Source organism: Acetivibrio sp. (assembly GCF_035371925.1).
Taxonomy (GTDB): Bacteria; Bacillota; Clostridia; order Acetivibrionales; family Acetivibrionaceae; genus Hungateiclostridium.
Window position 1 is genome coordinate 13,282 of sequence record NZ_DAORXT010000011.1, and the last position, 24,610, is coordinate 37,891.

The window sequence follows — 24,610 nt, forward strand, 5'->3', positions numbered from 1 at the left end:
TTGAAATATCAGCAAAAATAGATTATACTTTATTTTTGATATTAAATTCACTTAAAAAATGGAGTTGCGCTATGAATTTTAGAAAATTTTATTTAATAGTATGTTCAATATTATCGGTTTTTATGTTTTTAATTGGTACACTGACTCTTTTATACATCAATTTCAATACGGATACCGAAAAGCCTGTTGACAACTCGGGGGCATTGATTCATGATATTTTAAATCCGTTGAAAGTTGTGAATGATGATTTGAATGTACTGGTATTGGGGGGCGACAAGGTTAACAACAATACCGACACAATGATGCTGGTAAACTTTAAGCCTTCAACATCAAAAGTAAGCATTCTCTCAATACCTAGGGACACAAAGGTTAGAATAAACGGCAGGAAAGCAAAGATAAACGCGGCTTACCCCACAGGAGGCGGAGAACTTGCCGTTCAAACGGTGAGCGAGCTTTTCGGTGTAGATGTAAAATACTATGTTTTTGTCGATACTTCCGCTTTTAGAGAAATAATTGATATTTTAGGCGGAGTGGACTATTATGTTCCCGTGGATATGGACTATGATGACCCTTTGCAAGGGCTTAGTATTCATATAAAGAAGGGACAGCATCACTTCGACGGTGCTATGGCTGAGAAGTTTATGAGATTCAGGCAGTATAACAATGGCCGTGTTAATCAGTATTATGACGGAAGTGACTTAAAAAGAATTGATGCTCAGCAGAATTTTATTCGGGAATTGGTTCGCCAGAAGCTTAATATTTTTTATTTGACAAAGGTAAATGATATTGTTAATACGGTTTTCAGCAATATTGAGACCAATCTTAATATGAGTGAGGTTTTAAAATTGACCGGCAGCGTTTCAAAGGTTCAGGCCGACAGCATAAATATGCTGAAAGTGCCGGGTAAATCCGTATTGGAGGACGCATGGTACTATATTATGGATTCCCAGGAAACAGACAGCATTATAAATGAGCATTTCAGAAACAGAAATTAAGTAGAATAAATGACTCACAACATAAACCTTTCAATATTTTGAGAGAGCTTTAGTTGTGAGTCATTTGTTTTTATTCTTATTTCATATTCTCAAAGAATTCCCTGTAAGCCTTGTACGCCATATATATGTCAACCTTGCTGGTTACTTCGAAAGGTGAATGCATTGAGAGAACTGCTACTCCACAGTCTAGTACGTCCATTCCCATATTGGCTACAAATTGGGCTATTGTGCCTCCTCCACCCTGGTCAACCTTGCCCAGCTCAGCGGTTTGCCAAAATATATTCTTGTCATTGAATAGCTTTCGCACCTCTCCCATAAATTCGGCATTGGCATCACTTGCACCGGATTTTCCACGGGAACCGGTATACTTTAGAAGTACAATTCCTTTTCCGATAAAGGAAGAATTGAGCTTGTCATATACTCCTTCATAGGTTGGATCTATTGCTGCGTTGACGTCTGCCGAAAGCATTTTGGAGTTACTTATGCACCTTCTTAGAATTATGTCCGTATATTTTTCAGAACTGAGTGCACATATATCGGCAATAAAGTTTTCAAGAAAGCTGGATTGAGCTCCGGTATTGCCCATACTTCCTATTTCCTCTTTGTCTGTAAGTACGCAAACAGCGGTTCTGTCGGTATTCTCCAAATCCAAAACGGCTTTTAATGCAGTATAAGCACAAACTCTGTCATCCTGTCCGTAAGCACCCACCATACTTTTATCAAAGCCCACATCCCTTGCTTTGAAGGAAGGAACCAGCTCCAACTCGGCGGATAGTAAGTCCTCTTCGACAATATTGTACTTTTCATTGAGGAGCTTGAGTATGTTCAGCTTCACTTTTTCCTTAACCTTTTCATCGTTATAAGGAATGGAGCCGAAGAGAATATTTAAACCCTCCCCTGTAATTCCCTCGCTCATTTTTTTCTGCATTTGTTCTGACGCAAGATGCGGGAGTAAATCGGTTATTGTAAACACAGTATCCTTTTCATCCTCGCCAATTACAATTTCGACACTGCTTCCGTCCTTTCTTATAACCACTCCATGCATGGAAAGCGGTATGGTTACCCATTGATATTTTTTTATTCCTCCATAATAGTGTGTCTTGAGGAATACCATTTCGTTGGACTCATACATCGGGTTTGGTTTAAGATCAATTCTCGGTGAGTCTATATGTGCTCCTACCAGGTTTAAGCCCTTTTCCGGAGACTGTGAGCCTATCACTGCAAGAGCTACAATTTTGTCCTTGAATGTCCTGTAGACTTTCATTCCGGGCTTTAAAGGTTTTCCGGAACTTATTACATCTTCTATTGAAATAAATCCCTTATTTTCAGCCAGCTTTTTGGTTTCGCGCACAAATTCCCTTTCGGTCTTGGATTTGTCTAAAAAGGACTTGTATTCTTCGCAGAAAGAAAAAGTGTTTTTTACTTCATCCTCGCTTATTTTGTTCCAGGCATTTGGGCAGTTGTAGGACAGATCTTCCCAAAGCTTTTGGCCTGTTGATTTATTATCTGACATGATTATTACCTCCTGCAAAAATTTTATATTTATTATTATATCTCTAAATACTTTAGCAATAAACATTAAAGCAAAGAGAATTTTAGGATTTATAAGTGAATATAAAAAAAGAAGAGTATTATCTCTTCCTTTTTGTTGAGGTATTTCGCTAATATGTTAATACACTTTGGTTATCATTATGAAAATGTTTTTGAAAGCTCCTCAATCATCAAGTCATAGTTTTCAAGAATCTTAAAAAGCATTTCAACAACCTGCGGGTCGAATTGGGTACCGGAGTACAGCCTAAACTGCTCTTTGGTTTCTTCAAGACTCAGCTTTGACCTGTATTTTCTGTCCGACATCATAGCGTCAAATGCATCGGCCACTGTTAATATTCTTGCCAAAAACGGGATTTCGTCGCCTTTCAATCCTTCAGGATAGCCTTTACCGTCAACTCTCTCGTGATGGTATTTTACCAGAGGTACAACATCCTTGAACATTGAAATGGCCGACAGTATATATGCACCTTTTAACGGGTGTTTTTTAATTTCTTCATATTCATCATAGCTCAGCTTGTCTGTTTTGAAAAGAATGTCATCAGCTGTGCCGATTTTGCCTATGTCATGAAAGATGCCTCCCACTTTCAGAAGCTCAATCTCATCTTCCGAAAGTCCAAAGGCCTCACCCAGTTTTGCCGCATAGTATGCAACACGATCGGAATGTCCTCTTGTATAGATATCCTTTGCATCAACAGTCAGACGTAATGCTTCAATTGTGTCAATGTATCTTTTTCTAAGTTCCTGATAGGTTTTGTCAAGCTCGTCTTTTTTCATATTAATCAGCGAATGCAAAAAAGCGTTATTAATTGATGAAGCTGCCTGATTAGAATAAATTTCAAGGAGTTTTATCCCATCACCCAAATTACTGCTTTCGATGTAAATTACTCCAATGGATTTTTTTTCTTCATTCATAAGAGGAAGTATTATTCCATGGTCTAAAAGATGGACTTTTTTTCTGTCCCTAGCACGTCCTATATTTTCCATAAGCTCTGGACTAAGCATGGTAACCAGTGATTCTGCCTGGATATCATATTCACCCACACCCTTAAAGATGATTTCGCCTTCGGCACTATTACAATCATCTATCAGGATAAAAGCATCTTTACTGTTCACCAGAGGCATCAGTCCCTGTAATATTTCCTCCAGAATAACGCCTATCGGCTGAAGCTGGTAAATTTTCGGAACAGCCTGAAGTATTCTGTTTAAACCGTCCTTAAACTGCCTTATAGTGCGCATTTGGGATATTGATTTTATTCCGGATTCAATGAGAAGAAGAAGCTGGTCAAACTTGTCCCCCTTCTCGCAATACCCTTGAATGTCAAGAGCTTTGATGGTTTCAAGCGGAGGAGCCAAGTCCTTGTGTCCTGTCAGAAGAAGAATATAAATATCCTTATTGAACTCTCGTATCTTTGCGACGACTTCGTCTCCATGAATTGGTGACATTATATAATCCAGAATAAGCATGTCGAAATGCTCATTTTTAAGCGTCTCTATTGCTTCTAAAGGATTTGAGATACCTACGCAGAAATAACCGCTTCTTGTAAGCATCACTTTCATCGAATTTATAATACCTTCTTCATCATCAACAATAAGGATTTTGTAGTCCGTTGATACTTCAATTATTCTTTTTCTCATAGAAATCCTCCTCAATAGAGTGCGGGCAAACAACAGTATAATAAGTTTAAAACTGAAATGCTGAAAAAAGAATTTATACTAAACTTTTTGAAGTATGCAATTAATTGACAAGCACTAATTGTATAATAACCAGATGCACATAAAAAGACACAAAATTTCACTCTTATTATTATTTTACTTTATTTTTTTTATTTTTGCAATATTCAAGTAATAGTTATATGGTCCCATTTCTTTAGGACTTTTAGATATATGTAATTCTCTTTTTTCCCTTTGCTTCCTTGACTAATTAATGTATTTATTCTATAAATAATTATAAGCTTCTTACTTCGAAATTAATTTGGAGGTAAATACAATGTATGATTGTCATATTCACAGCAACTTTTCGGGAGACAGCAACATGGATCCTGAAATCGCAATCAATACCGCTATAAAATTGGGGCTTCAAGGTATTTCGTTTACGGACCATCTGGATATAGACTATCCTGATTATGACGACGTATTTACGATTGATTTCGATAAATATTCCGAGTCCATGGACAGGCTAAAAAGCGATTTTTCCGATAAAATCAAAGTTTTCAAAGGCATTGAAGTAGGTATTCAACCCCATGTGATAGAAGAGTCCAATGATATTGTAAATAAATATGATTTTGATGTGGTAATCGGCTCAATTCATATTGTTGACAAAACGGACCTACACAACGGGGACTTTTGCAGGAACAAATCAAGGGACGAAGCCTATTTGAGGTATTTGGAAGAAGTTATTCGGTGTATAGACCTTTTTGATAATTTTGATATCCTGGGACATATTGATCTCATCAGGAGGTATGGATGTTATGATGACAAGACATTAAAATTGAGCGACTTTAAAGACAGAATTGATGCCATACTCAAGGCCCTTGTTTTAAAAGGCAAAGGTTTGGAAGTAAATACCTCAGGCTTTAGATACAATCTCGATTCGCCAATGCCGGATTATGAAATTATAAAAAGGTACAGAGAGCTAAAGGGAGAAATAATTTGTACAAGCTCCGATGCCCATACCCCTGAGTATATAGGTTATAAATTTGACTATGTAAAAGAGCTTTTTAAGAAAGCAGGTTTTAAATACATGGCACATTTCGAAAACAGAAAACCGGTATTTACACCGATAATTTAGCAATAAAGGGGGTATAAAATTACCCCCTACGCTTTGCTTTTAGTATGAACTTGATTGCTTTATAGCTTTAGCCTAATTTATACAAGTTTTACCCTGTGGTATGTCTTTTTGCCCTTTTTAACGATTAATTCACCGTTATTAAAGTCATCAACAGTTACCACTTTGTCAAAACCTTCGACTTTATTATCGTTTATGGAAATTCCGCCTTGTTCGATAAGTCTGCGGCCTTCAGTCTTTGAAGGAATCAGCTTTGTCTTTAAAAGCAGGTCAATTATGTTAATACCGTCCGAAAACTCACTTGAGGCTATTTCGGTGGTAGGCATATTGTCGGAAACTGCACCCTTTTCGAAAAGCGCTTCAGCTGTTTTTTGAGCATTCAAGGCTTCTTCTTCACCGTGAATAAGCTTTGTAACCTCAAAAGCCAGACGTTTTTTAGCAATGTTTATTTCCTGGTCTTTCAGTTTTTCATACTCCCTAATTTCTTCCATGGGAACAAATGTCAGGAGTTTTAAGCATTTTATCACGTCTAAGTCATGTATATTTCTCCAGTACTGATAGAACTCATAAGGGGAAGTCTTGTTGGCATCCAGCCATAATGCGCCTTTTTCCGTCTTACCCATTTTTTTGCCTTCACTGGTGGTAAGAAGCGTAAAGGTCATGCCGTAGACTTCTTTTCCTTCTTTCCTTCTTATAAGGTCTATTCCTCCAAGGATGTTTGACCACTGGTCATCACCGCCAAGCTGCATAATACAGCCGTATTCCTTGTAGAGCTTTAGAAAATCATAGCTTTGCATTAGCATGTAGTTGAACTCGATAAAGGAAAGACCTTTCTCCAGTCTGGTTTTAAAACACTCTGCCGTAAGCATTCGATTGACGGAGAAGTGAACTCCTATATCCCTTAAGAAATTGACATAATTCAAATCCAGCAGCCAATCTCCGTTATCAACCATTACAGCCTTTCCCTCACCAAATTCAATGAATTTGGAAAGCTGCTTTTTAAAGCAATCGGCGTTATGCTTGATTTCCTCCCGTGTCATCATCCTTCTCATATCGGTTTTTCCTGTGGGGTCGCCGACCATTGCAGTACCGCCGCCAACAAGTGCTATAGGTCTGTGCCCGGCTTTTTGCATGTGAGCCATAACCATCATTTGCAGGAAATGTCCTACATGAAGACTGTCCGCCGTTGGGTCAAATCCGATATAAAATGTAACCTTTTCCTTTTCAAGAAGCTCTTTTATAGTTTCTTCATGGGTAAGCTGAGCAATAAATCCCCTTTCTTTCAAAGTCTCAAATACGGACATATAAATACCTCCTAAAAATTAGTGCTTCTATAACTAACAATGTTTAAAATATTATTAAATAAATTTTCAACTAAATAAAAAAAGCTTTGTCGCCCTGCTTAAGGACGAGAAAGCTCCCGTGGTACCACCTTAATTTGTATATATTAAAATATATACCTCATTAATTACTGCCAATATAACGGTTGACTCCCGTCATACATGAAAACTCTTCATGTACGAAACTCCGAAGTGTAATTCGCCCATTCATGTTCAAAAGCCCTTTCACCTTCCGGACTTCTCTCTAATTGTCACCATGAACGGCTACTGCTTCTCCATCATTGCTTTTTTACGTTTCATTTTTGCCTTTGAAATATTTTAACACACAAATTTTGCGTTTACAATAGATTTAAATAATATTTTACCGTTTGGCTACAGTATTGTTCCTCCGCCGACAACTATATCGCCATCATAGAAGACCACCGACTGCCCTGGAGTAATAGCTCTTTGGGGATTGTCAAACACCACCTTGACATTGCCGTCTTCAATAGGATAAACAACCGCATCCGCCTCTTTGGCAGAGTATCTTATCTTGGCTTTGACTTTCATTGGCTCTTCCAGTTTGTCTATTGAAATAAAGTTCAGGTCATAGGCTGTAAGCTCATTTGAGTATACTTCGTCTTCTTCTCCCAGCACAACGTTATTGTTTTCTACGTCAAGTCTTACCACATACATGGGTTTTCCCAGGGCAATTCCAAGCCCTTTTCTTTGCCCTACGGTATAATGAATTATACCTTTGTGCTTTCCTAATATGTTTCCCTTTGTATCGACAAAATAGCCGGGTTTAATCTCTTTGTCGGTATTTTCTTCTATAAACTTTCCATAGTCGTTGTCACTTACAAAGCAAATTTCCTGACTGTCAGGCTTTGATGCAACATAGAGCCCCAATTCCTTTGCCTTTTCCCTGACTTTATCCTTGGTGAAATTGCCGATGGGCATAAGAACATGGCTAAGCTGTTCCTGCGTAATATTGTAAAGGGCATAAGTCTGATCCTTCTGCTGGGTAACCGATTTCTTAAGAAGATATCTTTTTTTATCCTCATCATAGGTTATAATTGCATAATGCCCTGTCGCAATATAGTCAATGCCCATGGAAAGGGCTTTATTTAGCATTGATTCAAACTTCACAAACCTGTTGCACGCAATGCAAGGATTCGGAGTCCTGCCCTTTAGGTATTCATCTTTAAAGTAATCTATAACACTTTTTTCAAAAATGTCTTTAAAATTTAAAACATAATAGGGTATGCCAAGCTTGTTGGCAACACTTCTGGCATCATCAACGGCAGAAAGCGAACAACATCCGCCTTCGACAAGTTTTGTTTCTTCGTTCACATCAGGCCAAATTTGCATTGTAGCACCAATAACTTCATATCCCTGTTCCAAAAGTATGGCGGCAGCTACAGAACTGTCAACGCCGCCGCTCATGCCTACCATAACCTTTTTCTTACTCATTGCAGTTATAATCCACCCTTAATCTTCGTCTTCAAAATGATGGTGTATGTCATCACATCTTCTTCCACAAGCATTATTTTCACTGCCTTCGGGCAAAAGTCCGTTTTTGCGCCTGTAATCGTCAATTGCAGCACGGATAGCTTCTTCTGCCAGGTTTGAACAGTGCATTTTAGCCGGAGGAAGCCCGTCTAAAGCATCAGCCACAGCTTTGTTGGTTATCTGGAGAGCTTCGTCAACGGTTTTTCCCACAACAAGCTCGGTTGCCATACTGCTTGTGGCTACTGCGGCTCCACAGCCAAAGGTTTTAAACTTTGCATCCACTATTACGTTGTTTTCAATCTTGAGATACATTTTCATTATATCTCCGCATTTTGGGTTGCCAACTTCGCCGACACCGTCTGCGTTTTCAATTTCTCCCACATTTCTGGGATTCATAAAATGATCCATAACCTTTTCACTATACATATTAATTCCCTCTTTTCACTTTTTCATATAATGGAGACATCTCTCTTAACCTGTTAACAATCATCGGCAGTACTTCCATAAGATAATCTATATCTTCATGAGTATTTTCAACGCCAAAGGTTAGCCTCAGAGAGCCGTGGGCGATTTCATGAGGAAGACCTATTGCAAGCAGTACATGGGACGGGTCAAGAGAACCTGAAGTACATGCAGAACCGCTTGATGCTGCAATCCCTTTCATGTCAAGCATCAGAAGCAGGGATTCGCCTTCAATAAACTCAAAGGAGAAATTAACGTTGCCCGGAAGTCTCTTGTACCTGTCTCCGTTTAGCTTTACAAAAGGTATATTTTTCGTTATTTCTTCAATTGTCCTGTCCCTTAATTCAATGAGCTTTTTATTGTTTTCTTCGATGTTTTGTGTGGCAAGCTCGATAGCTTTACCCATGCCCACTATACCTGCAACATTTTCTGTACTTGCCCTGCGCCCTCTTTCCTGGGCCCCTCCGTGCATAAATGATGTAATCTTGACACCTTTTCTGACGTACAGTGCGCCTACGCCCTTCGGGCCATAGAACTTGTGGCTTGACATAGATAACAGGTCAACATTCAAATCAACAACATTTATAGGTATAGCTCCCACTGCCTGTACCGCATCTGTGTGGAATATTACTCCTCTTTCCCTTGCTATTTTTCCTATTTCGCCTATGGGCTGAATAGTACCTATTTCGTTGTTGGCAAACATAATTGTAATCAATATTGTATCCGGCCTTATTGCATCTTGTACCTGCTGAGGCGATACCAAGCCGTTTTCGTCAACAGGCAGGTAAGTAACTTCAAAACCGTCACTCTCTAAGTACTGACATGCGTGAAGCACTGCATGATGCTCAATTGCCGTGGTTATTATATGCCGTCCTTTGTCCCTGTTGGCATATGCCACACCCTTGATAGCCCAATTATCTGCTTCGGTACCGGAACCGGTAAAGAATACTTCCCTAGGAAGCGCGCCAATTGCCTTGGCAACTTTTTCCCTTGCTTCCTCAATCGCCTTTTTGCTTTCTCTTCCTATCGAATAAATTGAGGATGCATTTCCAAACTTATCTGAAAAGTACGGAAGCATAGCTTCAAGTACCTGTGGATTAACCGGGGTTGTAGCAGCGTGATCCAGATAAATAATCCTGTTGTCACTCATAAAGATTACTCCCTTAACTTTAGATTTAGATTATATTTTAATTTATATTTATTTATTCCCCAAAACACGTATCTAAAACAAAATGTATTTATTATTAATAGGTTTTGAATTATGAAAGTACCGAGCCTTTGTTGGCCTCTTTTACAAGATCGCCCAAAGTGATGGAATCTACAGCTTCGTTGACACTGTCCCTTATTTTTTCCCACACTATTTTTGTAACACAGTTGTCAAATTGGTCACATTTAGCAGGCTTGTCTTCTACAACACAATCAACCGGGGCCAGCGAACCCTCCAATGACCTTAGAATCGAGCCTATTGTGATGCTGTCAGGGTTTTTAGCCAGTAAATATCCTCCCTGTGCACCTCTAACGCTTGTAACATGGCCCGCTTTTTTAAGGGCGGCAAAAAGCTGCTCCAGATAATTTTCCGACAAATTCTGTCTTTCTGCAATGCTTTTTAGAGCAACAGGGCCTTCACCGTTGTGAAGAGCAAGATCAAGCATGGCTTTCAAGCCATATCTTCCCTTGGTAGATAACCTCATTAAATCCAGTCCTCCAATTCCAACTGTATTACTCGGTATTCACACAAATAAGATTAGCACTTTGTGAAATGCTTGTCAATATATTTATAAAAATATATATTAATAATTTCAATACGATTTAATTTAAGTCGAAGAGAGGACTGTAATATCTTGTCCGAAGCATATCTTCTATTTCGTTAATGCTTTTTCCAAAGGCATTTACAATAAATACTCCATAGTTTGCCCTTTGCCCCATGGTCATTTGAGGCATATTATTTCTGGAAATATGGGATATTTGAAAGGAGTTCCCTTCATAAACAATAGCATCGATAGGGTAGTTGTAGGTTTCCAAATCAACAACCTCAAAACCTCTTTTCTTTAGTTCCTGCTTTAGGTTGTCTAACCCGCTTTGAACCGCTACTACTATAAAAACCACCTCCGACTATAATAAAATACTCTACAATAAGAGTATTAGCAGGAAGTGGTTTATATATACTTAATGTTTTGAGTTTTCTTTTAGCTATTTCTTATTTGCAATGATGTAAAAAACATACATCAGCATTACAGCCAAATAAATAGCTGCGCTCAACTCACGATAAATTCCGAATACAGCAATGTTCAATAACAGCAGTACAAAACCGGCCAAAAGTATCCAGGCCATAACTCTTTTAAACATATTAATCTCCTTCCGTCAAATCTTTTTCTTTCTGATAAAAGAATGTTTGTATGGGTTTGAAATTATAAAGGTTGTAAAGTATTATCTGCTCTGTGCTTCCAACAAAAAGTACTCCCCCAGTTTTTAAGGATTTATTAAATTTTTTATAAATCTCTGCCTTTGCTTCCTCCGTAAAATAAATCAGCACATTTCTGCATACAATAAGGTCACAATTCTTTGGATAAGGGTCTGCCAATAAATTGTGTTTAATAAACTCAACGCAATTTTTTACTTCCTGTTTTATGGCATATATGTCGCCATCGACTTTGAAGTATTTGTCAATATATTTCTTGGGTAAACTGGCAATGCTCTTATCGGTGTAGAGCCCGCTTTTTGCTTTTGTAAGGATTTCCCCGTCTATATCTGTGGCGATAATTTTTATTTTGTTGAGTGGGAGAAATTCATTTAATATCATAACAAGAGTATATGGTTCATCTCCGCTTGAGCAGGCGGCACTCCAAATTTTAGGGTTATCGTTTTTTTCAAGAAGTGACGGAAGTATAATACTTTTTAGCTTTTCCCACTGCTCTGGATTTCTGTAGAATTCTGAAACATTGATGGTCATATAGTTTATAAACTCACTAAAAAGCTTTTTATCTGTTTTAAGTGCTTCAACATATGGTTTATATCCGCTGAAATTATTTTTACTTATAAGAGAATCCAGTCTCCTTTTCATTTGTTTTTCTTTGTATGAGCCGAGGTCAATTCCGGTTAGCTTGAATATTTCTTTCTTGAAGCCTTCATAATCCATCACCATTTTGCCATCTCTCCATTCGTATTCTTAAATGCTAAACGCCTGCAACCTTGAATCGGCTATAAAAATCAATTTCAACATTTGTATTTAAGCTTTATGTATAGCTTATTCGGTAAACTCGGGGAAAAACCTTTTTATTTCTATTTCGGCACTTTCAGGGGAATCGGATGCATGAATAAGGTTTTCAAAAGCATGATATCCATAGTCGCCTCTAATGGTACCGGGCTTTGAATCAAAATTGCTTGTTGCCCCAATCATGCTTCTTACTGACTCAATTACCCTATGTCCGGAAAGAATCATCACAACAACAGGTCCCGATGTTATATAATTAATCATATCGTTAAAAAAGGGCTTATCCTTTACATGAAAATAATGCTCACAGGCCAATTCTTTATTAATATTCATCATTTTCAAGTGAAGGATTGTAAAATTTCTTTTTTCGAAACGGGATATAATTTCACCGACAAGTTTTCTTTTTACAGAATCAGGCTTTAATATAACCAGTGTTCTCTCCATAACTACTCCTCTCTTATTTGAATGGATTAAAAATTGTCTGAAGCTTTGATTGCAAATAATCAAAAGGACAGCTTAAAATAAATGATATGACTACATTGATATATTTATTTTATCATAGTGATTATTAAAAATAAATATATTGTGAGGAAAAATCGGGATAAATGAATGCGGCATACGGTATATAAAAACATAAAAGCGTGCAAACATGCACGCTTTTAAAGATCTATTTTAACAATTATAGATTTGCAACTTTAACAGGTTCTTCGAATACACCTCGTTTCACCTCGGTTGCAGTCATATGCTTGGCTTTAAACCTTTCTGTCAGGTAATTGCAAGCATCCCATGGATTAACTTTCTCCCCGCAGGTAAACACATCTACTGCGGCATATCCCAACTCCGGCCATGTATGTATTGCCAAATGGGATTCTGAAATTACTACTACACCGCTTACTCCCTGGGGACTGAATTTGTGGAATGCCACCTCTCTAACTTCAGCACCAGCTTCAAGCGCGGATTCAACCATGATTTTTTCAATCAAATTTCGGTTATTAAGTATAGCGGCATCACATCCATATATTTCTGCCAAAATATGACGGCCCAAAGCATTCATTTCGTTTCCTCCTTCAGTTTTTTTAAAAAATATCAACAACCTTTCTTTAATTTGAAATTACTCAATTTCAACAAAAATTATTTTAGCACGTCTGCACTAAAAGTCAATAGATTTTTCTAAAATTTTTAATATATCTTGTTTATTCTGAATTATTAGAATTCTTCTTTGCTTTGCTTTGATTTTTATACATTTTTATCACGTTTTCACTAAAAATCAAAACCGAATATGAGTAATTAAAAAAGCCCGCTGCGTTTGGCAACAGGCTTTTAAAGTCAATTGCTATATAATAATATAGAAGTTATTATTAGGATTCAGTTGGTTTTGATACCAAGTCCCCCAATGTTACCGACATATCTTCCTTATGCTCTGACGGTTCTGCTTCTTCAGTAGAATTGTCAGAGGCTTCTTTGGTCTCAGCCTCATTTTTGGACGGAGGATCTATCGGATTAACCTCTTTTATGCTAAGGCTGATTTTTTTGTTCTCAATATCCACTTCAACTATTTTGGCATCAACTTTCATACCAATCTCAAGAGCATCTTCGACTTTTGCCAGACGCTTTGAGGATATCTGGGATATGTGAACAAGCCCGTCCACGCCTTTCTCCAGCTCAACAAAAGCACCGAAAGGAGCAAAACGAAGAACAGTTACTTTAACAACATCTCCAACTTTGTATTTTTCTTCTGCTTTATACCAAGGATTGTCCTCTACTTTTCTATATCCCAAGGATACCTTTTTCTTTTCTTTGTCAAATTCTAAAACTGTTACTTCAATTTCATCCCCAACTTTTAATATTTCAGACGGATGTTTGACTCTTGTCCATGAAAGCTCGGAAATGTGAATGAGTCCGTCAACTCCGCCAATATCAACAAAAGCGCCAAAATCTGTAAGACTCTTTACAGTACCTTTAAAGGCCTTTCCTACTTCCATGCTGTTCCATGTCTTGTTTGCAAGAGCTGTCTTTTCTTCTTCAATAATTACTCTTGCAGAACCTACAACTTTACGTCTCTTTTCATTGAGCTCAACAATTCTTAAAGTTACGTTTCTCTTTAAAAATTCGTTTAAATCCTTTACATATCTATCGCTTACCTGTGAAGCTGGAACGAATATTCTTACACCTTTGGAGCTGGCAATTACACCGCCCTTTACAACTTCAATAATAAAAGCATTGACAGGAGTCTTGTTTTCATAGGCTTTAACTATGTCATCCCATGATTTTATAGCATCTACTTTTCTCTTTGAGAGTCTTACGTTGCCTTCGCCGTCATTTATAGTTTCAACGAGGACTTCAACTTCTTCCCCAATTTTTACTTGTTTTTCAATATTAAAGTTGGGGTCATCGGTGTACTCTTCGAGAGGAATTATGCCGTCGGCCTTGTAGCCTAAATCAACAAAAACCTCGCTACTGTTAAAGCCTATTATTTTTCCCTTTACAGTCTCTCCTGCTTGTATTCTAACAAAAGAACTCTCAAATGCATTGGCGAAATCTATTTCACCATCTTTTTCCAAAATATCGACCTTGTTTAATTCACTCATTTTTTTAATAACCTCCTCAATTACCCAGTCCGGCGTAGAAGCTCCGGCAGAAATACCTATTTTTTTTATTTTTTTTATATCTACCGGTGGCAAATCACCGGAAGTCTCAATTTTATACGTCAAATTACAATGTTTTTTACATATATCATAAAGCTTTTGGGTATTGGAACTATTTTTTCCCCCAATAATAATCATCATGTCGACATTTTTTGCTATTTCTTCTGCTTCGTTTTGCCTTCTGCTGGTTGCACTACATATTGTATCAAATTCTAAAAGATTTTTGAATTTCTTTTTTAATGCTGAGATTACCTGGAGCCATTTTTCCTTTGTTATTGTTGTTTGTGCAACTACGCAAACCTTTTCATCACTTTCGGGAAGGCTTTCTACGTCTTTTGCGGTATCGGCTATATATGCCTTGTTGTTACACCATCCATTTATCCCTATAACTTCAGGATGATTTTTGTCGCCTACAATTATTATCTTGTAGCCTTCTTCACTCTTCTCCTTTACAAGATTATGAATCTTTTTTACGTATGGACATGTGGCATCTTCCAAAATCAACCCCTTATCTAAAATCATTTTATAAATTTCAGGTGTAACACCGTGGGCTCTGATTACAATATGGCCGTTGGGATCTGCTTCATCGATATCATCAATTTTTTTAACACCTTTAGAACTAAAAAGATCTACCACTTGTGCATTGTGAATAATAGGACCATAGGTGTATATCAGCTCTTTTTGATTTTCCAAAAGGTTATTTACCGTTTTAACTGCATTACTTACTCCAAAGCAAAAACCGGCAGATTTTGCAACTATTATTTCCAACTTAATATTCCTCCAAAAGCGAATAAACCTTTTTCATTATACTTTCACTGAATTCGACCAGTTCACTATTAGTATATTTCTTATCTTTGTCCAAATCAAGAGTAAATGGTTTCCCAAAAACAATTTTTATTTTACTGAAAAGACGATAACGTCCTGAAATTGCTACGGGTAAAATTGGAGCACCGGATTTTTGCGCCAAAAGAGCAGCACCCGGTTTTGCCTTTATAGCTTTGCCTTTTTTGTTTTTCAGCCTTGTGCCTTCAGGGAAAATACCGACAATTTGGCCTTCTTCAAGAAGTTTCAAAGCGGTTTTAATTGCTCCGACATCACCTTTTCCCCTTTTTACAGGAAAAGCGCCAAGTCTTCTGATAAATGACGATAATAGGGGAATTTTGAAGAGTTCTTCCTTAGCCATATATCGAACCAATCTTTTCAGTCTGTATCCGATAAAAAACATATCCAATTCTGCGATATGATTTGCACACAATAGAACCGAACCTTCTTCAGGAACGTTCTCTATACCAATAATTCTCACCCTATAAAACAAATTTAAAAATGCAGTAACAATTACTCTCAGAAAATTAATAAACATATTCCTTTACATACTCCATAATTTTGTTTACAACTTGTTCTATAGATAAATCAGTGGTATCAATTTCAATGGCATCTTGAGCCTTTGACAAAGGAGCAAATTCCCTGCTGCTGTCGTTTTTATCCCTGTATTCAATATCTTTTTTGACGTCTTCTAAAGTCATTTGAGTCATACCTTTGGACAAAAGCTCGTTATATCTCCTTAAGGCCCTTGCTTCAACGGATGCTGTGAGGAAGAACTTTAGTGTTGCATCAGGCAATACATATGTACCTATGTCTCTTCCATCCATCACGACACTGTTCATTTTGGATATTTCCCGCTGAAGCTCAACCATTTTGAGCCTTACTGCCGGAACAGCGGCTACGTTGGATGCACCTATAGAAACCTCGGGAGTCCTTATGAGCCCGGTTACATCTTCACCGTCTAAAAAAACATGCTGCATATCCTCAGAATGAGAGATTTTTATGTCTATGTCTTCCACAAGCTTTGACATTTGCTCACGGTTTGATGTATCAATACCTTCTCTGATGGCTTTTAAAGCAACTGCCCTATACATTGCCCCGGTATCTAAATACAATATATTCAAAGCTTTTGATATTAACTTTGCAATTGTACTTTTTCCTGCTCCCGCAGGTCCGTCAATGGCAATTGAAATTCTGGCTTTCCCACTCATGTTACTTCTCCCGAAAATTAAAATTAATTGTCCAAAATTTAAGTCAAATCCGGTCTTAAAACCTTTGCACCGTTAAGATATACATGCTTTATATCTTTTTTGTCTTTATCAGTGTTTACATGCATCATTATCCTGATACATTTTTCCAAACTTCCTGGAACATCTATTTCATTCATGCACATAAGTGCCGTACTTGTCCATCCCATATTTCTTGCCGCAATCGCTGGGAATGCAGCATCCAAATCCTTTGTAACTGTAAAAATAATACTTATTATATCGTTTTCCAAAAGCCCGTTTTTCCGGGCCATTTCGTCAAGCAATTTTTGAGTTTCGGACAATATTTCATCCGCATCATTGTTTGAAACGGTGGTCGCGCCTCTGATAGCCCATACCATTATAATCAAATCCTCCTATTTACCATTCTGCCATACTGCACTATAACACTTTTAGCAATTCTACAATTCTACAGTTTCCAAACTTACACAACCCTGTGGCCCAAACCTATGGCAACTTCATTTAAATGAAGCAGACCTATACCGAAGAAGACCGCCACGGAGATATGGTTTTTGTATCGTGCCACACCAATTTTACCGCCTACATTAAGCCCCAGCGCTTTTGGCATAATTTGCGATAGAGCCTCCCTTGTGGCACCGGCAACAGCTCCTTCTTCTACATGGTTGTCTACAATAACTCCTTCTCTTTTGGACGATACAACAGCCCTTTCTATTATCTTCATCACCGAGGTAATGAACTCTCCGCCATAGTCTACTGCAGCAGTGCGTATTCCGACTTTGTTATACTCAGATTGCAACTGTTTTTCCGAAACCCTGTCCTTTGTCAATGCTATCTCAATTGCTGCAGCTGCAATCTCCTTGCTACCGAATTTTCCTGCGTCAATAGTATCGTTTGCCATATTTACCTCTCAAGACACATAAAATAATTATAGTAAATTGCAAATATTTAAGTAGTATCTTTTCATTTTTTATCAATTATTTGTGATTTATCAAAAACACTATTATATTATACTTTAATAATGGATTTTAGACAATAAAAAAAATAGAAGATTTATTCAATTATTATTCGTGCAAGCTGTTTTACTTCGGAATTTACCTTTATTCTCTTTCCGATGTTATCTAATTTTATATTGTCGCTTGCAAAAACTATTGCAACCTCCGCTTCCTCTGTAGAGCTTCCGTCCACGGAAACAACATCTCCTTCTTTTACTTTAAGACTTATTACATTTTGCGAAAACGCTGCAACTTCCTCTCCATTTACAAGAATCTTCAAGTCTTCATTAATATCAGCACTGCATAGGGCTAATGAAATTTCCCCTTCACTGTAAAGATACTCTTCAAACTGAAGAGGAGAACCTTCAATCCCCGTATCGCTTATCAGAAAAGTTCTGGTTGCAGGATTCATCAAAGCTGCTTGTATAAAAACCAGAGCAGAAAATAAAATTATAAACGAAAAGAACAAAAATCTTTCAAATCCAAGTCTGGGGTTTGCGGCTTTTACACGAGTCTTTTTGCTTTTTACTTTGCCCGCTTTAAAAACTACAACCTTCATTGTAACCACTCTCCAAATTTTAATGGATTTACTATAGAATAATATGCTCAAATCCATTAAAAAATACACTTTTACCCGAGGGCTTTTTTATTATTTGCTCTATCAGCAGCTAATGCCTGCAAGATAACCCGTCGAAAAAGCAATGGTGAGATTGAATCCTCCTGTATAACCGTCCACATCAATAACTTCGCCGGCAAAATAAAGACCTTTTACAAGCTTTGATTCCATCGTTGACGGATTAATTTCATCGGTTGACACACCTCCTGCTGTAACGATAGCTTCTTTAACAGGTCTTGAGCCGGTTATATTTAGTGTAAGATTTTTAAGAAGACGAACCAATGCTCTTCTTTCTTCTTTTTTTATTTGGTTTACAAACTTGTCCGGTTCAATACCGGAAAGCTTTACTATCACCGGAATCATTTTTTGCGGAAGAAGATCATCCAGCGCGTTTTTATACTGCTTTCTTGAGTACTTTTCAAAATCCCTCAGTATTCTTTCGTTAAGCTTCTCCTCTGAAAGCGCGGGCTTTAAATCAATAACCAATTTGACATTTTTATAATCATAGTCGAGAATATGCCGGCTGGCACTTAAAATAACCGGACCTGAGACTCCAAAGTGGGTAAAAAGCATTTCTCCAAAATCGGAATAGATTTTTTTGCCCGCACTGTTTAGTATTGATATGGAAATATTTTTTAAAGAAAGCCCCTGAAGCTCCTTTACCCATTCTTCCTCCGCAAGAAGAGGAACTAAAGAGGGTTTTAAGTCCACAATGGTGTGCCCTAGTTTCTTTGCCATAACATATCCGTCACCCGTTGAACCGGTGCCGGGATACGAAGCACCTCCTGTGGCAAGCACTACAGCATCGCAATAAACTTCAGCCCCGTCTTTTAAAACCACACCTGTCACAATATTGTCCTTTACTTTTATCTCATGAACTGCTGAGTTTAATCTAATATTGACATTGTTTTTCTTCAAAAACTTCAATAGCACCGCATTAACATCTTTTGCATTATCCGAAACGGGAAATACCCTTCCTCCCCTTTCCACCTTGGTTTTTAGACCGTATTGCTCTAAAAAGTCAATCAAATCATGGTTTGAGAAGGTATAAAAAGCGGAATATAAAAAATTCCCGTTTCCAGGGATATTCTCAATTAGGCCTTCAATATCGGTATTATTGGTGATATTGCATCTGCCTTTTCCAGATATGAGAATTTTCTTTCCGATTCTATCGTTTTTTTCAAAAAGTATTACATCATGTCCTCGTTCCGAGGCCTTGCCGGCAGCCATAATACCACCGGGGCCTGCTCCTATTACAACAACTTTCTTTTTCATCCGTATTACTCCACTATATCAAAATTTGGTCGTAAATGATTTAAGATGGCATGTGTCGTTAAGCGTTCTTAAATATGTCCTTTCCTTTTCAACAACAACAATGCTTAAAGAAGCATTGGCAATGAAAAATTTGTTGTATGCCTCAAGGCTTATGCCTAACATACCCAATATAACCAGTTTTATGACACCGCCATGGGATACTATTAAAATATTATTTCCATTATGCTTTTCAATTATTTCATTAACAAATTTCATAGCCCTGTCTTGAACGTTTTTAAGGCTTTTCTCACCGGGAAAAGTGGCAAGATGCGGTGTCAGCCGCCACTTGTCATAATCGTAATCGGGAAGCTTTCTCATTTCCTCGAAGGTCAATCCTTCCCATTCTCCAAAATCAATTTCATTTAAAGATTTATCCCTGACAAGCTCTTTCGACAGGTTCTGGTTTATAATCTCCGCTGTGGTGTAAGCCCTTTTTAATGCACTGGTATAAATAATATCTATGTCCTCTAAAGCTAGCCTTTGGGCTACTGAATTTGCTTGAAGGATTCCTTCGCTGTTAAGCTCCGTATCTATACGTCCCTGACATCGGTTTTCCTTGTTCCAATCGGTTTGGCCATGGCGAACCAGATACAATACTGTCACTTTTCTAATCTTCCTCTCCATAATCGGATTCGTAATCTTGCTTCTCATACACCTTGTACTCATCCCATATTTTCTCAAGACGTTCAAAGGTCTCTTGGATATGGGGTTTTCTGCTCATTCCTATAGCCACAATCAGTGCATTTATTACGCTCAAAGGAGCAACCAGTGAGTCGACAAAGGAAGCCATGTCGCTTCTTGCTGTAATGACATGGTCTGCATTCTTGGCCAAAGGAGAATAAAGACTGTCTGTGATTGCCACAACAGTAGCTCCTTGATTATGGGCAAAACGCATGGCGTTTATTGTTCTTTTGGAATACCTGGGAAAACTTATTCCTATGACCACATCTCCACGGGAAGCATGAATTATCTGCTCAAACATTTCACTGACGCTTGTAGTGTGTACAAGCCTCACATTGTCAAATATCAGGTTGAAATAAAAGCCTAAAAAACTTGCAAGGGGAGCAGAACTTCTTACCCCAAGGATATATATTTTTCTGGCGTTTAAAATACTTTGAACAATATTATTAAAGCTTTCTTGCTCAATTTCCTCCAATGTAGCCTTGATTTTTTCCATATCCGATTGAAGGACACTCTTTAATATGTTTCCTTCATTAATCCTGATGGAGGTTACTTCCATTCGCTGAACGGCAGTAAGTTTACTCTTGTTCATCTCCCTTAAAACTTTTTGAAGTTTTGGATAACCGTCAAATCCGATTTCATTTGCAAATCTTACAACGGTTGATTCGCTTACCCCTACTTCTTCGCCAAGCTTTGCTGCGGTCATGTAAGCCGCTTTGTCATAATGATTTATAATGAAATTGGCTATTAATTTCTGACCCTTGCTAAAATCCTGCATACCTGCTTGAATTATTTTTATTAAGTCCTGATCTTTATCCATTGCTTCATCCCCTTATGTTTCATATTACGTTTCATAAATTGAAATTATCATTTTGTTATCCTTCTTTGACAAACCAAAAATCAAATCTTTATGCTTAAGATTTTTGTTTAAGAAGTCAACTACTTTATATAATTCCAAGTTTGGAGATACTTCTACTGTAGCTTTAAGCTCCAATTTATCATCAAGATCCATGTTTATCCTCCGTAAATGCTTTTTATTTTAATATTACAATTTTGCAGTATAAAAATCAAGCTCTTGCATTTAGAACATGGGTACCAAATTTTATATATAAAGGGCTGAAAACAATCCCGGTTATAATTTTTAAACTTTAGCAAATACTACATCGGGGTGGCGCAGATGATACAAATTGACGATGCCGGCAGCGGAAGCTTTGTTGGAGGAACATGCATTGGAATATATAGACCTGAAGCAAACGAATATTTTTTTGAAATTATTCCTGTTGAGCTTTACAACAAGGAAAACTTTAAGAAAAAACTCTATCTTGATGCAGTGGTAAATATCGTTGAGGAAGCTTTTAAGGCCTTAAACGTACACAGAAATGAAACGGTTGAAATATGCCGCGGATATATGTTTGAAAAGTTGAGGCTTTGGCTTGATGACAACGGTTATTCCTGGTATAGAACCCAAATTAGCGGGCGTATTCAGGAGATTGTAGAGCAAAACTTTGCGCTCTACACAATACGGCTTGGTGTACCGGAAGCCTATATAAAATACACAAAGTACCCCTTCCATTTTCACAAACTTTTACGATGGGTTTTTGCGGACTATGATAATAGAATATCTTTGTGCAAAACCGGATGGCAAAGCTGGGCGAAATATGAAGGAATTCAACGTGAGGTTTATGATGATGTAATGAAGTATTCTCATATATTTTGCTTAAAGTGCGGAAAATATATTAAAAAAGGCAGTAAAATAAAGACTTTGAGATTTGTCAGCAACAAAGAGCATTTTGTCTATCTTCATAGAGAATGCCAAAAGCATTGATGTCCGGTAGAGTAAAATCAGATGATTATTACTTGACACGCCTCATAATGATTTCATCCTGCTTCATTACTTCATTTTCAATGCGTTCCAAAATGTCTGTGTGCTGCTTGTATCCGTCGAACAGAGCTTGAACTTTTGGAGTAAGCTCGTTTTCCAACCGAATAATGTCGTTTTTATCTGCTTTTTCATCTAATTTATTGTTTATTTGAACAAGCTGCTCTTTTATTTCAATGTACATATTTAGGAGCAATTCATACGCCTTTTCATCCATTTTTTACTCCTCCTAATAAGTCATAAATCAAAAGCTTCACTCCGAAAATAATACCAAAAATGATTTTAGTTTTCAAGGTTTTTAATTATTTTTCCGATATTAATTTTTTAGGCATCTTGTTCATATTTTTTAATGAATTCCGAGTAGGTTGTCGGCTGCATGACACCAAAATACAAAGAATGAATGCCAGCGGTAGTAAACTAAGGATTTTTCTCATAAACCAATCCCCTCAATATTTTGTAATGACATGCTATGATTTGGAAAAAAATAATTTAAAATAATTTATTTTCAATCCATATTTTATCATATTAAATTTATTTTTGTCTATTAGTATTTAAAAAGGTAAATTATCTTTTTAACTCCGAATACAATAAAAAACTCAGGTGTCATATAAACTCCTGAGTTTTTTATCTCATTCTTTAAAGAAAAGGTCCAATTAACTATTTTAAACCGGATGAACCCTGTTTTCGTAATCAACCATGTCGGGCTCTATTTTATATTTTTGAGCCTTCCTGTATTGGAAGAACTTCTCTGCCACCTGTGGGAACAGAGCATATGACAAAACGTCCTCGTCTTGCTCTAAGTATTCCTTCATTTCGTTTCTGATCTTGTCAAGCTCGGGCTCAATAAGATCTGCAGGCCTTACTGTAATGGGCTTTTCATCCTTTAGGATATTCTTTTGAACTTCAGGATTTACAGGTGCAGGTGTTTTGCCATATTCACCTTTAATCAGAGCTTTGGATTCTTTTGGAACCATTTTGTATCTTTCACCTGTTACCACATTTAAAACTGCCTGAGTACCTACAATCTGGCTTGTAGGTGTAACCAAAGGAGGATAACCGAAGTCTTCCCTTACTCTCGGCACTTCTTTTAAAACCTCTTCAAACTTATCAACCGCATTGGACTGCTTTAACTGGGACACCAGGTTTGAAAGCATTCCTCCCGGTACCTGGTATTTGAGAGTATTTACATCAACTCCCATTACCTTTACATCAAGAAGTCCTTTTGCGATATATTCTTCTTTAAGAGGTCTGAAGTAGTCGGCAATTTCACTTAATTTATCCAAGTCAAGCCCTGTATCGTATGGAGTATTCTTTAATGATGCAACAAGGGGCTCTGTCGGAGGCTGGGATGTTCCCATTGACATGGGAGAAATAGCGCAGTCTACAATATCGCAGCCTGCTTCAATTGCTTTTAAGTACGTCATTGAAGCAACACCACTGGTATAGTGGGTATGAAGCTGGATTGGTACCTTTATGTTTTCCTTTAATGCTTTGATAAGCTCATATGCAGCATAAGGAACCAGAAGTCCTGCCATGTCTTTTACACATATGGAGTCGGCACCCATTTCCACAAGGGTCTTTGCATCCTTGACAAAAAGTTCAAGGTTGTGTACGGGACTTATTGTATAACAAACCGTACCTTGGGCATGACCGCCTTCTTTTTTGCAGGCTTTTATTGCAGTTTCAATATTTCTAACGTCATTTAATGCGTCAAAAATTCTTATTATATCCATGCCGTTTGCTACACTTTTTTGTACAAAGTACTCTACAACATCATCGGCATAATGCTTGTAACCTAAGAGATTTTGACCTCTTAAAAGCATTTGCAGAGGAGTTTTTTTACAATGGCTTTTTATAATTCTAAGCCTTTCCCATGGGTCTTCATTTAAAAATCTCAAGCAGGCATCAAAGGTTGCACCGCCCCAGACTTCCAATGAATTATAACCAATTTCGTCCAATTTATCTATAATAGGGAGCATTTCTTCAATCCTCATTCTTGTTGCAATAAGAGATTGATGGGCATCCCTTAGCACTGTTTCGGTAATTTTAACCTTAGCCATTTATTCTTACCTCCTTTTTTGCAATAACCGCAAAAGCGGTCTAATCCACTACATTATATCTACCACAACTTAAGCATTTCCAAACAGTGTTATTATTTCCCAAAAGCTTTGCGGACAAATTATTTTAATGAAAGAAGAACCTCTCCAACATTTACGGATGCACCTTTTGAAACATTAATGCTTGCAACTGTGCCGTCATTTGGAGCAACTATTTCATTTTCCATCTTCATTGCTTCAAGGATTAAAAGAACTTGGCCTTTCTTTACCACATCTCCCTGATTTACATTAATATTTAATATAGTACCGGGCATAGGTGCTTTAATTGTTACAGCACCTGCAGGTACTGTATTATCCTTCTTAGGAGCTGCAGCTTTCGGTTCCTGAGCCGGTGCAGGTGCAGGAGCGGGAGCCGGAGCCGGTGTGCTGAAGGTAACTTCCGGTGTTGAAGCGCCGTCCCTGATTTCTTCAACTTCAACTTCATATTGATTTCCGTTTACTTTTATCAAAAACTTTTTCATGTTTAATCCTCCTTATAATTAG

Annotated in this window: 28 protein-coding genes and 1 other annotated feature; of the genes, 3 read left to right on the top strand and 25 right to left on the bottom strand. The window is 37.5% G+C overall.

Annotated elements, in window-relative coordinates; genetic code table 11:
- Positions 1–71: 71 nt before the first annotated feature.
- Positions 72–995 carry an LCP family protein gene (locus PLH43_RS02825; RefSeq protein WP_324359866.1) on the top strand — a complete coding sequence of 308 codons (924 nt, stop codon included), beginning with the start codon at positions 72–74 and terminating at the stop codon, positions 993–995.
- A gap of 76 nt (positions 996–1,071) precedes the next feature.
- On the opposite strand, the gene PLH43_RS02830 is transcribed toward PLH43_RS02825, so the two are convergent.
- Both PLH43_RS02830 and PLH43_RS02835 read right to left on the bottom strand, forming a co-directional pair.
- On the bottom strand, positions 1,072–2,508 hold the full coding sequence (locus PLH43_RS02830) for an aminopeptidase (RefSeq protein ID WP_324359868.1): 1,437 nt from the start codon (positions 2,506–2,508) through the stop codon (positions 1,072–1,074).
- Positions 2,509–2,684: 176 nt separating this feature from the next.
- A complete protein-coding gene (locus PLH43_RS02835) occupies positions 2,685–4,181 on the bottom strand; it encodes an HD domain-containing phosphohydrolase (RefSeq protein ID WP_324359870.1) in 1,497 nt (498 codons plus the stop codon).
- Positions 4,182–4,533: 352 nt separating this feature from the next.
- Here PLH43_RS02835 and PLH43_RS02840 point away from each other — a divergent pair, with 352 nt between their 5' ends.
- On the top strand, positions 4,534–5,334 hold the full coding sequence (locus tag PLH43_RS02840) for a histidinol-phosphatase HisJ family protein (RefSeq protein ID WP_324359871.1): 801 nt from the start codon (positions 4,534–4,536) through the stop codon (positions 5,332–5,334).
- 77 nt (positions 5,335–5,411) lie between these two features.
- On the opposite strand, the gene tyrS is transcribed toward PLH43_RS02840, so the two are convergent.
- From tyrS to PLH43_RS02940, 20 genes are all read right to left on the bottom strand, one after another.
- A complete protein-coding gene (gene tyrS / locus PLH43_RS02845) occupies positions 5,412–6,635 on the bottom strand; it encodes a tyrosine--tRNA ligase (RefSeq protein WP_324359873.1) in 1,224 nt (407 codons plus the stop codon).
- 97 nt (positions 6,636–6,732) lie between these two features.
- Positions 6,733–6,962: a binding site (T-box leader), on the bottom strand.
- 81 nt (positions 6,963–7,043) lie between these two features.
- Entirely contained in the window at positions 7,044–8,123 is a 1,080-nt protein-coding gene (gene mnmA / locus PLH43_RS02850; protein WP_324359874.1) for a tRNA 2-thiouridine(34) synthase MnmA, read from the bottom strand.
- Positions 8,124–8,141: 18 nt separating this feature from the next.
- Complete coding sequence (nifU, locus tag PLH43_RS02855) at positions 8,142–8,588, bottom strand: Fe-S cluster assembly scaffold protein NifU (protein ID WP_324359876.1); 447 nt, start codon at positions 8,586–8,588, stop codon at positions 8,142–8,144.
- A 1-nt stretch (position 8,589) separates the two neighbouring features.
- Positions 8,590–9,774: a cysteine desulfurase NifS gene (gene nifS / locus PLH43_RS02860; RefSeq protein WP_324359878.1), complete on the bottom strand. Its 1,185-nt coding sequence runs from the start codon at positions 9,772–9,774 to the stop codon at positions 8,590–8,592.
- 109 nt (positions 9,775–9,883) lie between these two features.
- Complete coding sequence (locus tag PLH43_RS02865; RefSeq protein WP_324359880.1) at positions 9,884–10,315, bottom strand: Rrf2 family transcriptional regulator; 432 nt, start codon at positions 10,313–10,315, stop codon at positions 9,884–9,886.
- A gap of 118 nt (positions 10,316–10,433) precedes the next feature.
- On the bottom strand, positions 10,434–10,730 hold the full coding sequence (locus tag PLH43_RS02870) for a YkuS family protein (RefSeq protein WP_324359882.1): 297 nt from the start codon (positions 10,728–10,730) through the stop codon (positions 10,434–10,436).
- An 84-nt stretch (positions 10,731–10,814) separates the two neighbouring features.
- Positions 10,815–10,970: a hypothetical protein gene (locus PLH43_RS02875; RefSeq protein WP_324359884.1), complete on the bottom strand. Its 156-nt coding sequence runs from the start codon at positions 10,968–10,970 to the stop codon at positions 10,815–10,817.
- Between the two features lies 1 nt (position 10,971).
- Positions 10,972–11,766, bottom strand: coding sequence for a protein-glutamate O-methyltransferase CheR (locus tag PLH43_RS02880; protein ID WP_324359886.1), 795 nt, complete (start codon positions 11,764–11,766; stop codon positions 10,972–10,974).
- 102 nt (positions 11,767–11,868) lie between these two features.
- A complete protein-coding gene (ndk, locus tag PLH43_RS02885) occupies positions 11,869–12,279 on the bottom strand; it encodes a nucleoside-diphosphate kinase (RefSeq protein ID WP_324359888.1) in 411 nt (136 codons plus the stop codon).
- A gap of 235 nt (positions 12,280–12,514) precedes the next feature.
- Positions 12,515–12,889, bottom strand: a complete 375-nt coding sequence (speD, locus tag PLH43_RS02890; RefSeq protein ID WP_003516223.1) for an adenosylmethionine decarboxylase — start codon at positions 12,887–12,889, stop codon at positions 12,515–12,517.
- 304 nt (positions 12,890–13,193) lie between these two features.
- Positions 13,194–15,248, bottom strand: coding sequence for a bifunctional 4-hydroxy-3-methylbut-2-enyl diphosphate reductase/30S ribosomal protein S1 (locus tag PLH43_RS02895; RefSeq protein ID WP_324359905.1), 2,055 nt, complete (start codon positions 15,246–15,248; stop codon positions 13,194–13,196).
- A 1-nt stretch (position 15,249) separates the two neighbouring features.
- The gene (locus tag PLH43_RS02900) at positions 15,250–15,840 is read right to left on the bottom strand and encodes a lysophospholipid acyltransferase family protein (RefSeq protein ID WP_324359907.1); all 591 of its coding nucleotides are present in this window, start codon (positions 15,838–15,840) and stop codon (positions 15,250–15,252) included.
- Complete coding sequence (gene cmk, locus PLH43_RS02905) at positions 15,830–16,513, bottom strand: (d)CMP kinase (RefSeq protein ID WP_324359909.1); 684 nt, start codon at positions 16,511–16,513, stop codon at positions 15,830–15,832. The genes PLH43_RS02900 and cmk overlap by 11 nt, the downstream gene beginning before the upstream one ends.
- A 38-nt stretch (positions 16,514–16,551) precedes the next feature.
- The gene (gene aroH, locus PLH43_RS02910) at positions 16,552–16,908 is read right to left on the bottom strand and encodes a chorismate mutase (RefSeq protein WP_324359959.1); all 357 of its coding nucleotides are present in this window, start codon (positions 16,906–16,908) and stop codon (positions 16,552–16,554) included.
- Positions 16,909–16,991: 83 nt separating this feature from the next.
- Positions 16,992–17,426: a HutP family protein gene (locus PLH43_RS02915; protein ID WP_324359911.1), complete on the bottom strand. Its 435-nt coding sequence runs from the start codon at positions 17,424–17,426 to the stop codon at positions 16,992–16,994.
- Positions 17,427–17,578: 152 nt separating this feature from the next.
- Entirely contained in the window at positions 17,579–18,079 is a 501-nt protein-coding gene (locus tag PLH43_RS02920; RefSeq protein WP_324359913.1) for a hypothetical protein, read from the bottom strand.
- 102 nt (positions 18,080–18,181) lie between these two features.
- Positions 18,182–19,411, bottom strand: a complete 1,230-nt coding sequence (locus PLH43_RS02925) for an NAD(P)/FAD-dependent oxidoreductase (protein ID WP_324359915.1) — start codon at positions 19,409–19,411, stop codon at positions 18,182–18,184.
- Positions 19,412–19,429: 18 nt separating this feature from the next.
- Complete coding sequence (locus tag PLH43_RS02930; protein ID WP_324359917.1) at positions 19,430–20,101, bottom strand: histidine phosphatase family protein; 672 nt, start codon at positions 20,099–20,101, stop codon at positions 19,430–19,432.
- Positions 20,058–20,951, bottom strand: a complete 894-nt coding sequence (locus PLH43_RS02935; protein WP_324359919.1) for a MurR/RpiR family transcriptional regulator — start codon at positions 20,949–20,951, stop codon at positions 20,058–20,060. The genes PLH43_RS02930 and PLH43_RS02935 overlap by 44 nt, the downstream gene beginning before the upstream one ends.
- A gap of 24 nt (positions 20,952–20,975) precedes the next feature.
- Entirely contained in the window at positions 20,976–21,143 is a 168-nt protein-coding gene (locus PLH43_RS02940; RefSeq protein ID WP_324359921.1) for a YpmA family protein, read from the bottom strand.
- 165 nt (positions 21,144–21,308) lie between these two features.
- Here PLH43_RS02940 and PLH43_RS02945 point away from each other — a divergent pair, with 165 nt between their 5' ends.
- Positions 21,309–21,956 (top strand): hypothetical protein, encoded by a 648-nt coding sequence (locus tag PLH43_RS02945; protein ID WP_324359923.1) that lies wholly within the window; start codon positions 21,309–21,311, stop codon positions 21,954–21,956.
- Positions 21,957–21,984: 28 nt separating this feature from the next.
- Here the strand turns inward: PLH43_RS02945 and PLH43_RS02950 are convergent, their stop codons facing one another.
- The 3 genes from PLH43_RS02950 to PLH43_RS02960 form a co-directional block, all read right to left on the bottom strand.
- Positions 21,985–22,227: a hypothetical protein gene (locus tag PLH43_RS02950; RefSeq protein ID WP_324359925.1), complete on the bottom strand. Its 243-nt coding sequence runs from the start codon at positions 22,225–22,227 to the stop codon at positions 21,985–21,987.
- A 445-nt stretch (positions 22,228–22,672) separates the two neighbouring features.
- On the bottom strand, positions 22,673–24,070 hold the full coding sequence (locus PLH43_RS02955; RefSeq protein ID WP_324359927.1) for an oxaloacetate decarboxylase subunit alpha: 1,398 nt from the start codon (positions 24,068–24,070) through the stop codon (positions 22,673–22,675).
- Between the two features lie 119 nt (positions 24,071–24,189).
- A complete protein-coding gene (locus PLH43_RS02960) occupies positions 24,190–24,588 on the bottom strand; it encodes a biotin/lipoyl-containing protein (RefSeq protein WP_324359929.1) in 399 nt (132 codons plus the stop codon).
- Positions 24,589–24,610: the final 22 nt, after the last annotated feature.

Bases quoted from the DNA above. Each gene is read 5' to 3' on its own strand.
- PLH43_RS02825 (WP_324359866.1), top strand. From the start codon at position 72: ATGAATTTTAGAAAATTTTATTTAATAGTATGTTCAATATTATCGGTT.
- PLH43_RS02830 (WP_324359868.1), bottom strand. From the start codon at position 2,508: ATGTCAGATAATAAATCAACAGGCCAAAAGCTTTGGGAAGATCTGTCC.
- PLH43_RS02835 (WP_324359870.1), bottom strand. From the start codon at position 4,181: ATGAGAAAAAGAATAATTGAAGTATCAACGGACTACAAAATCCTTATT.
- PLH43_RS02840 (WP_324359871.1), top strand. From the start codon at position 4,534: ATGTATGATTGTCATATTCACAGCAACTTTTCGGGAGACAGCAACATG.
- tyrS (WP_324359873.1), bottom strand. From the start codon at position 6,635: ATGTCCGTATTTGAGACTTTGAAAGAAAGGGGATTTATTGCTCAGCTT.
- mnmA (WP_324359874.1), bottom strand. From the start codon at position 8,123: ATGAGTAAGAAAAAGGTTATGGTAGGCATGAGCGGCGGCGTTGACAGT.
- nifU (WP_324359876.1), bottom strand. From the start codon at position 8,588: ATGTATAGTGAAAAGGTTATGGATCATTTTATGAATCCCAGAAATGTG.
- nifS (WP_324359878.1), bottom strand. From the start codon at position 9,774: ATGAGTGACAACAGGATTATTTATCTGGATCACGCTGCTACAACCCCG.
- PLH43_RS02865 (WP_324359880.1), bottom strand. From the start codon at position 10,315: ATGAGGTTATCTACCAAGGGAAGATATGGCTTGAAAGCCATGCTTGAT.
- PLH43_RS02875 (WP_324359884.1), bottom strand. From the start codon at position 10,970: ATGTTTAAAAGAGTTATGGCCTGGATACTTTTGGCCGGTTTTGTACTG.
- PLH43_RS02880 (WP_324359886.1), bottom strand. From the start codon at position 11,766: ATGGTGATGGATTATGAAGGCTTCAAGAAAGAAATATTCAAGCTAACC.
- ndk (WP_324359888.1), bottom strand. From the start codon at position 12,279: ATGGAGAGAACACTGGTTATATTAAAGCCTGATTCTGTAAAAAGAAAA.
- speD (WP_003516223.1), bottom strand. From the start codon at position 12,889: ATGAATGCTTTGGGCCGTCATATTTTGGCAGAAATATATGGATGTGAT.
- PLH43_RS02900 (WP_324359907.1), bottom strand. From the start codon at position 15,840: ATGTTTATTAATTTTCTGAGAGTAATTGTTACTGCATTTTTAAATTTG.
- cmk (WP_324359909.1), bottom strand. From the start codon at position 16,513: ATGAGTGGGAAAGCCAGAATTTCAATTGCCATTGACGGACCTGCGGGA.
- aroH (WP_324359959.1), bottom strand. From the start codon at position 16,908: ATGGTATGGGCTATCAGAGGCGCGACCACCGTTTCAAACAATGATGCG.
- PLH43_RS02915 (WP_324359911.1), bottom strand. From the start codon at position 17,426: ATGGCAAACGATACTATTGACGCAGGAAAATTCGGTAGCAAGGAGATT.
- PLH43_RS02920 (WP_324359913.1), bottom strand. From the start codon at position 18,079: ATGAAGGTTGTAGTTTTTAAAGCGGGCAAAGTAAAAAGCAAAAAGACT.
- PLH43_RS02925 (WP_324359915.1), bottom strand. From the start codon at position 19,411: ATGAAAAAGAAAGTTGTTGTAATAGGAGCAGGCCCCGGTGGTATTATG.
- PLH43_RS02930 (WP_324359917.1), bottom strand. From the start codon at position 20,101: ATGAGAAGCAAGATTACGAATCCGATTATGGAGAGGAAGATTAGAAAA.
- PLH43_RS02935 (WP_324359919.1), bottom strand. From the start codon at position 20,951: ATGGATAAAGATCAGGACTTAATAAAAATAATTCAAGCAGGTATGCAG.
- PLH43_RS02940 (WP_324359921.1), bottom strand. From the start codon at position 21,143: ATGGATCTTGATGATAAATTGGAGCTTAAAGCTACAGTAGAAGTATCT.
- PLH43_RS02945 (WP_324359923.1), top strand. From the start codon at position 21,309: ATGATACAAATTGACGATGCCGGCAGCGGAAGCTTTGTTGGAGGAACA.
- PLH43_RS02950 (WP_324359925.1), bottom strand. From the start codon at position 22,227: ATGGATGAAAAGGCGTATGAATTGCTCCTAAATATGTACATTGAAATA.
- PLH43_RS02955 (WP_324359927.1), bottom strand. From the start codon at position 24,070: ATGGCTAAGGTTAAAATTACCGAAACAGTGCTAAGGGATGCCCATCAA.
- PLH43_RS02960 (WP_324359929.1), bottom strand. From the start codon at position 24,588: ATGAAAAAGTTTTTGATAAAAGTAAACGGAAATCAATATGAAGTTGAA.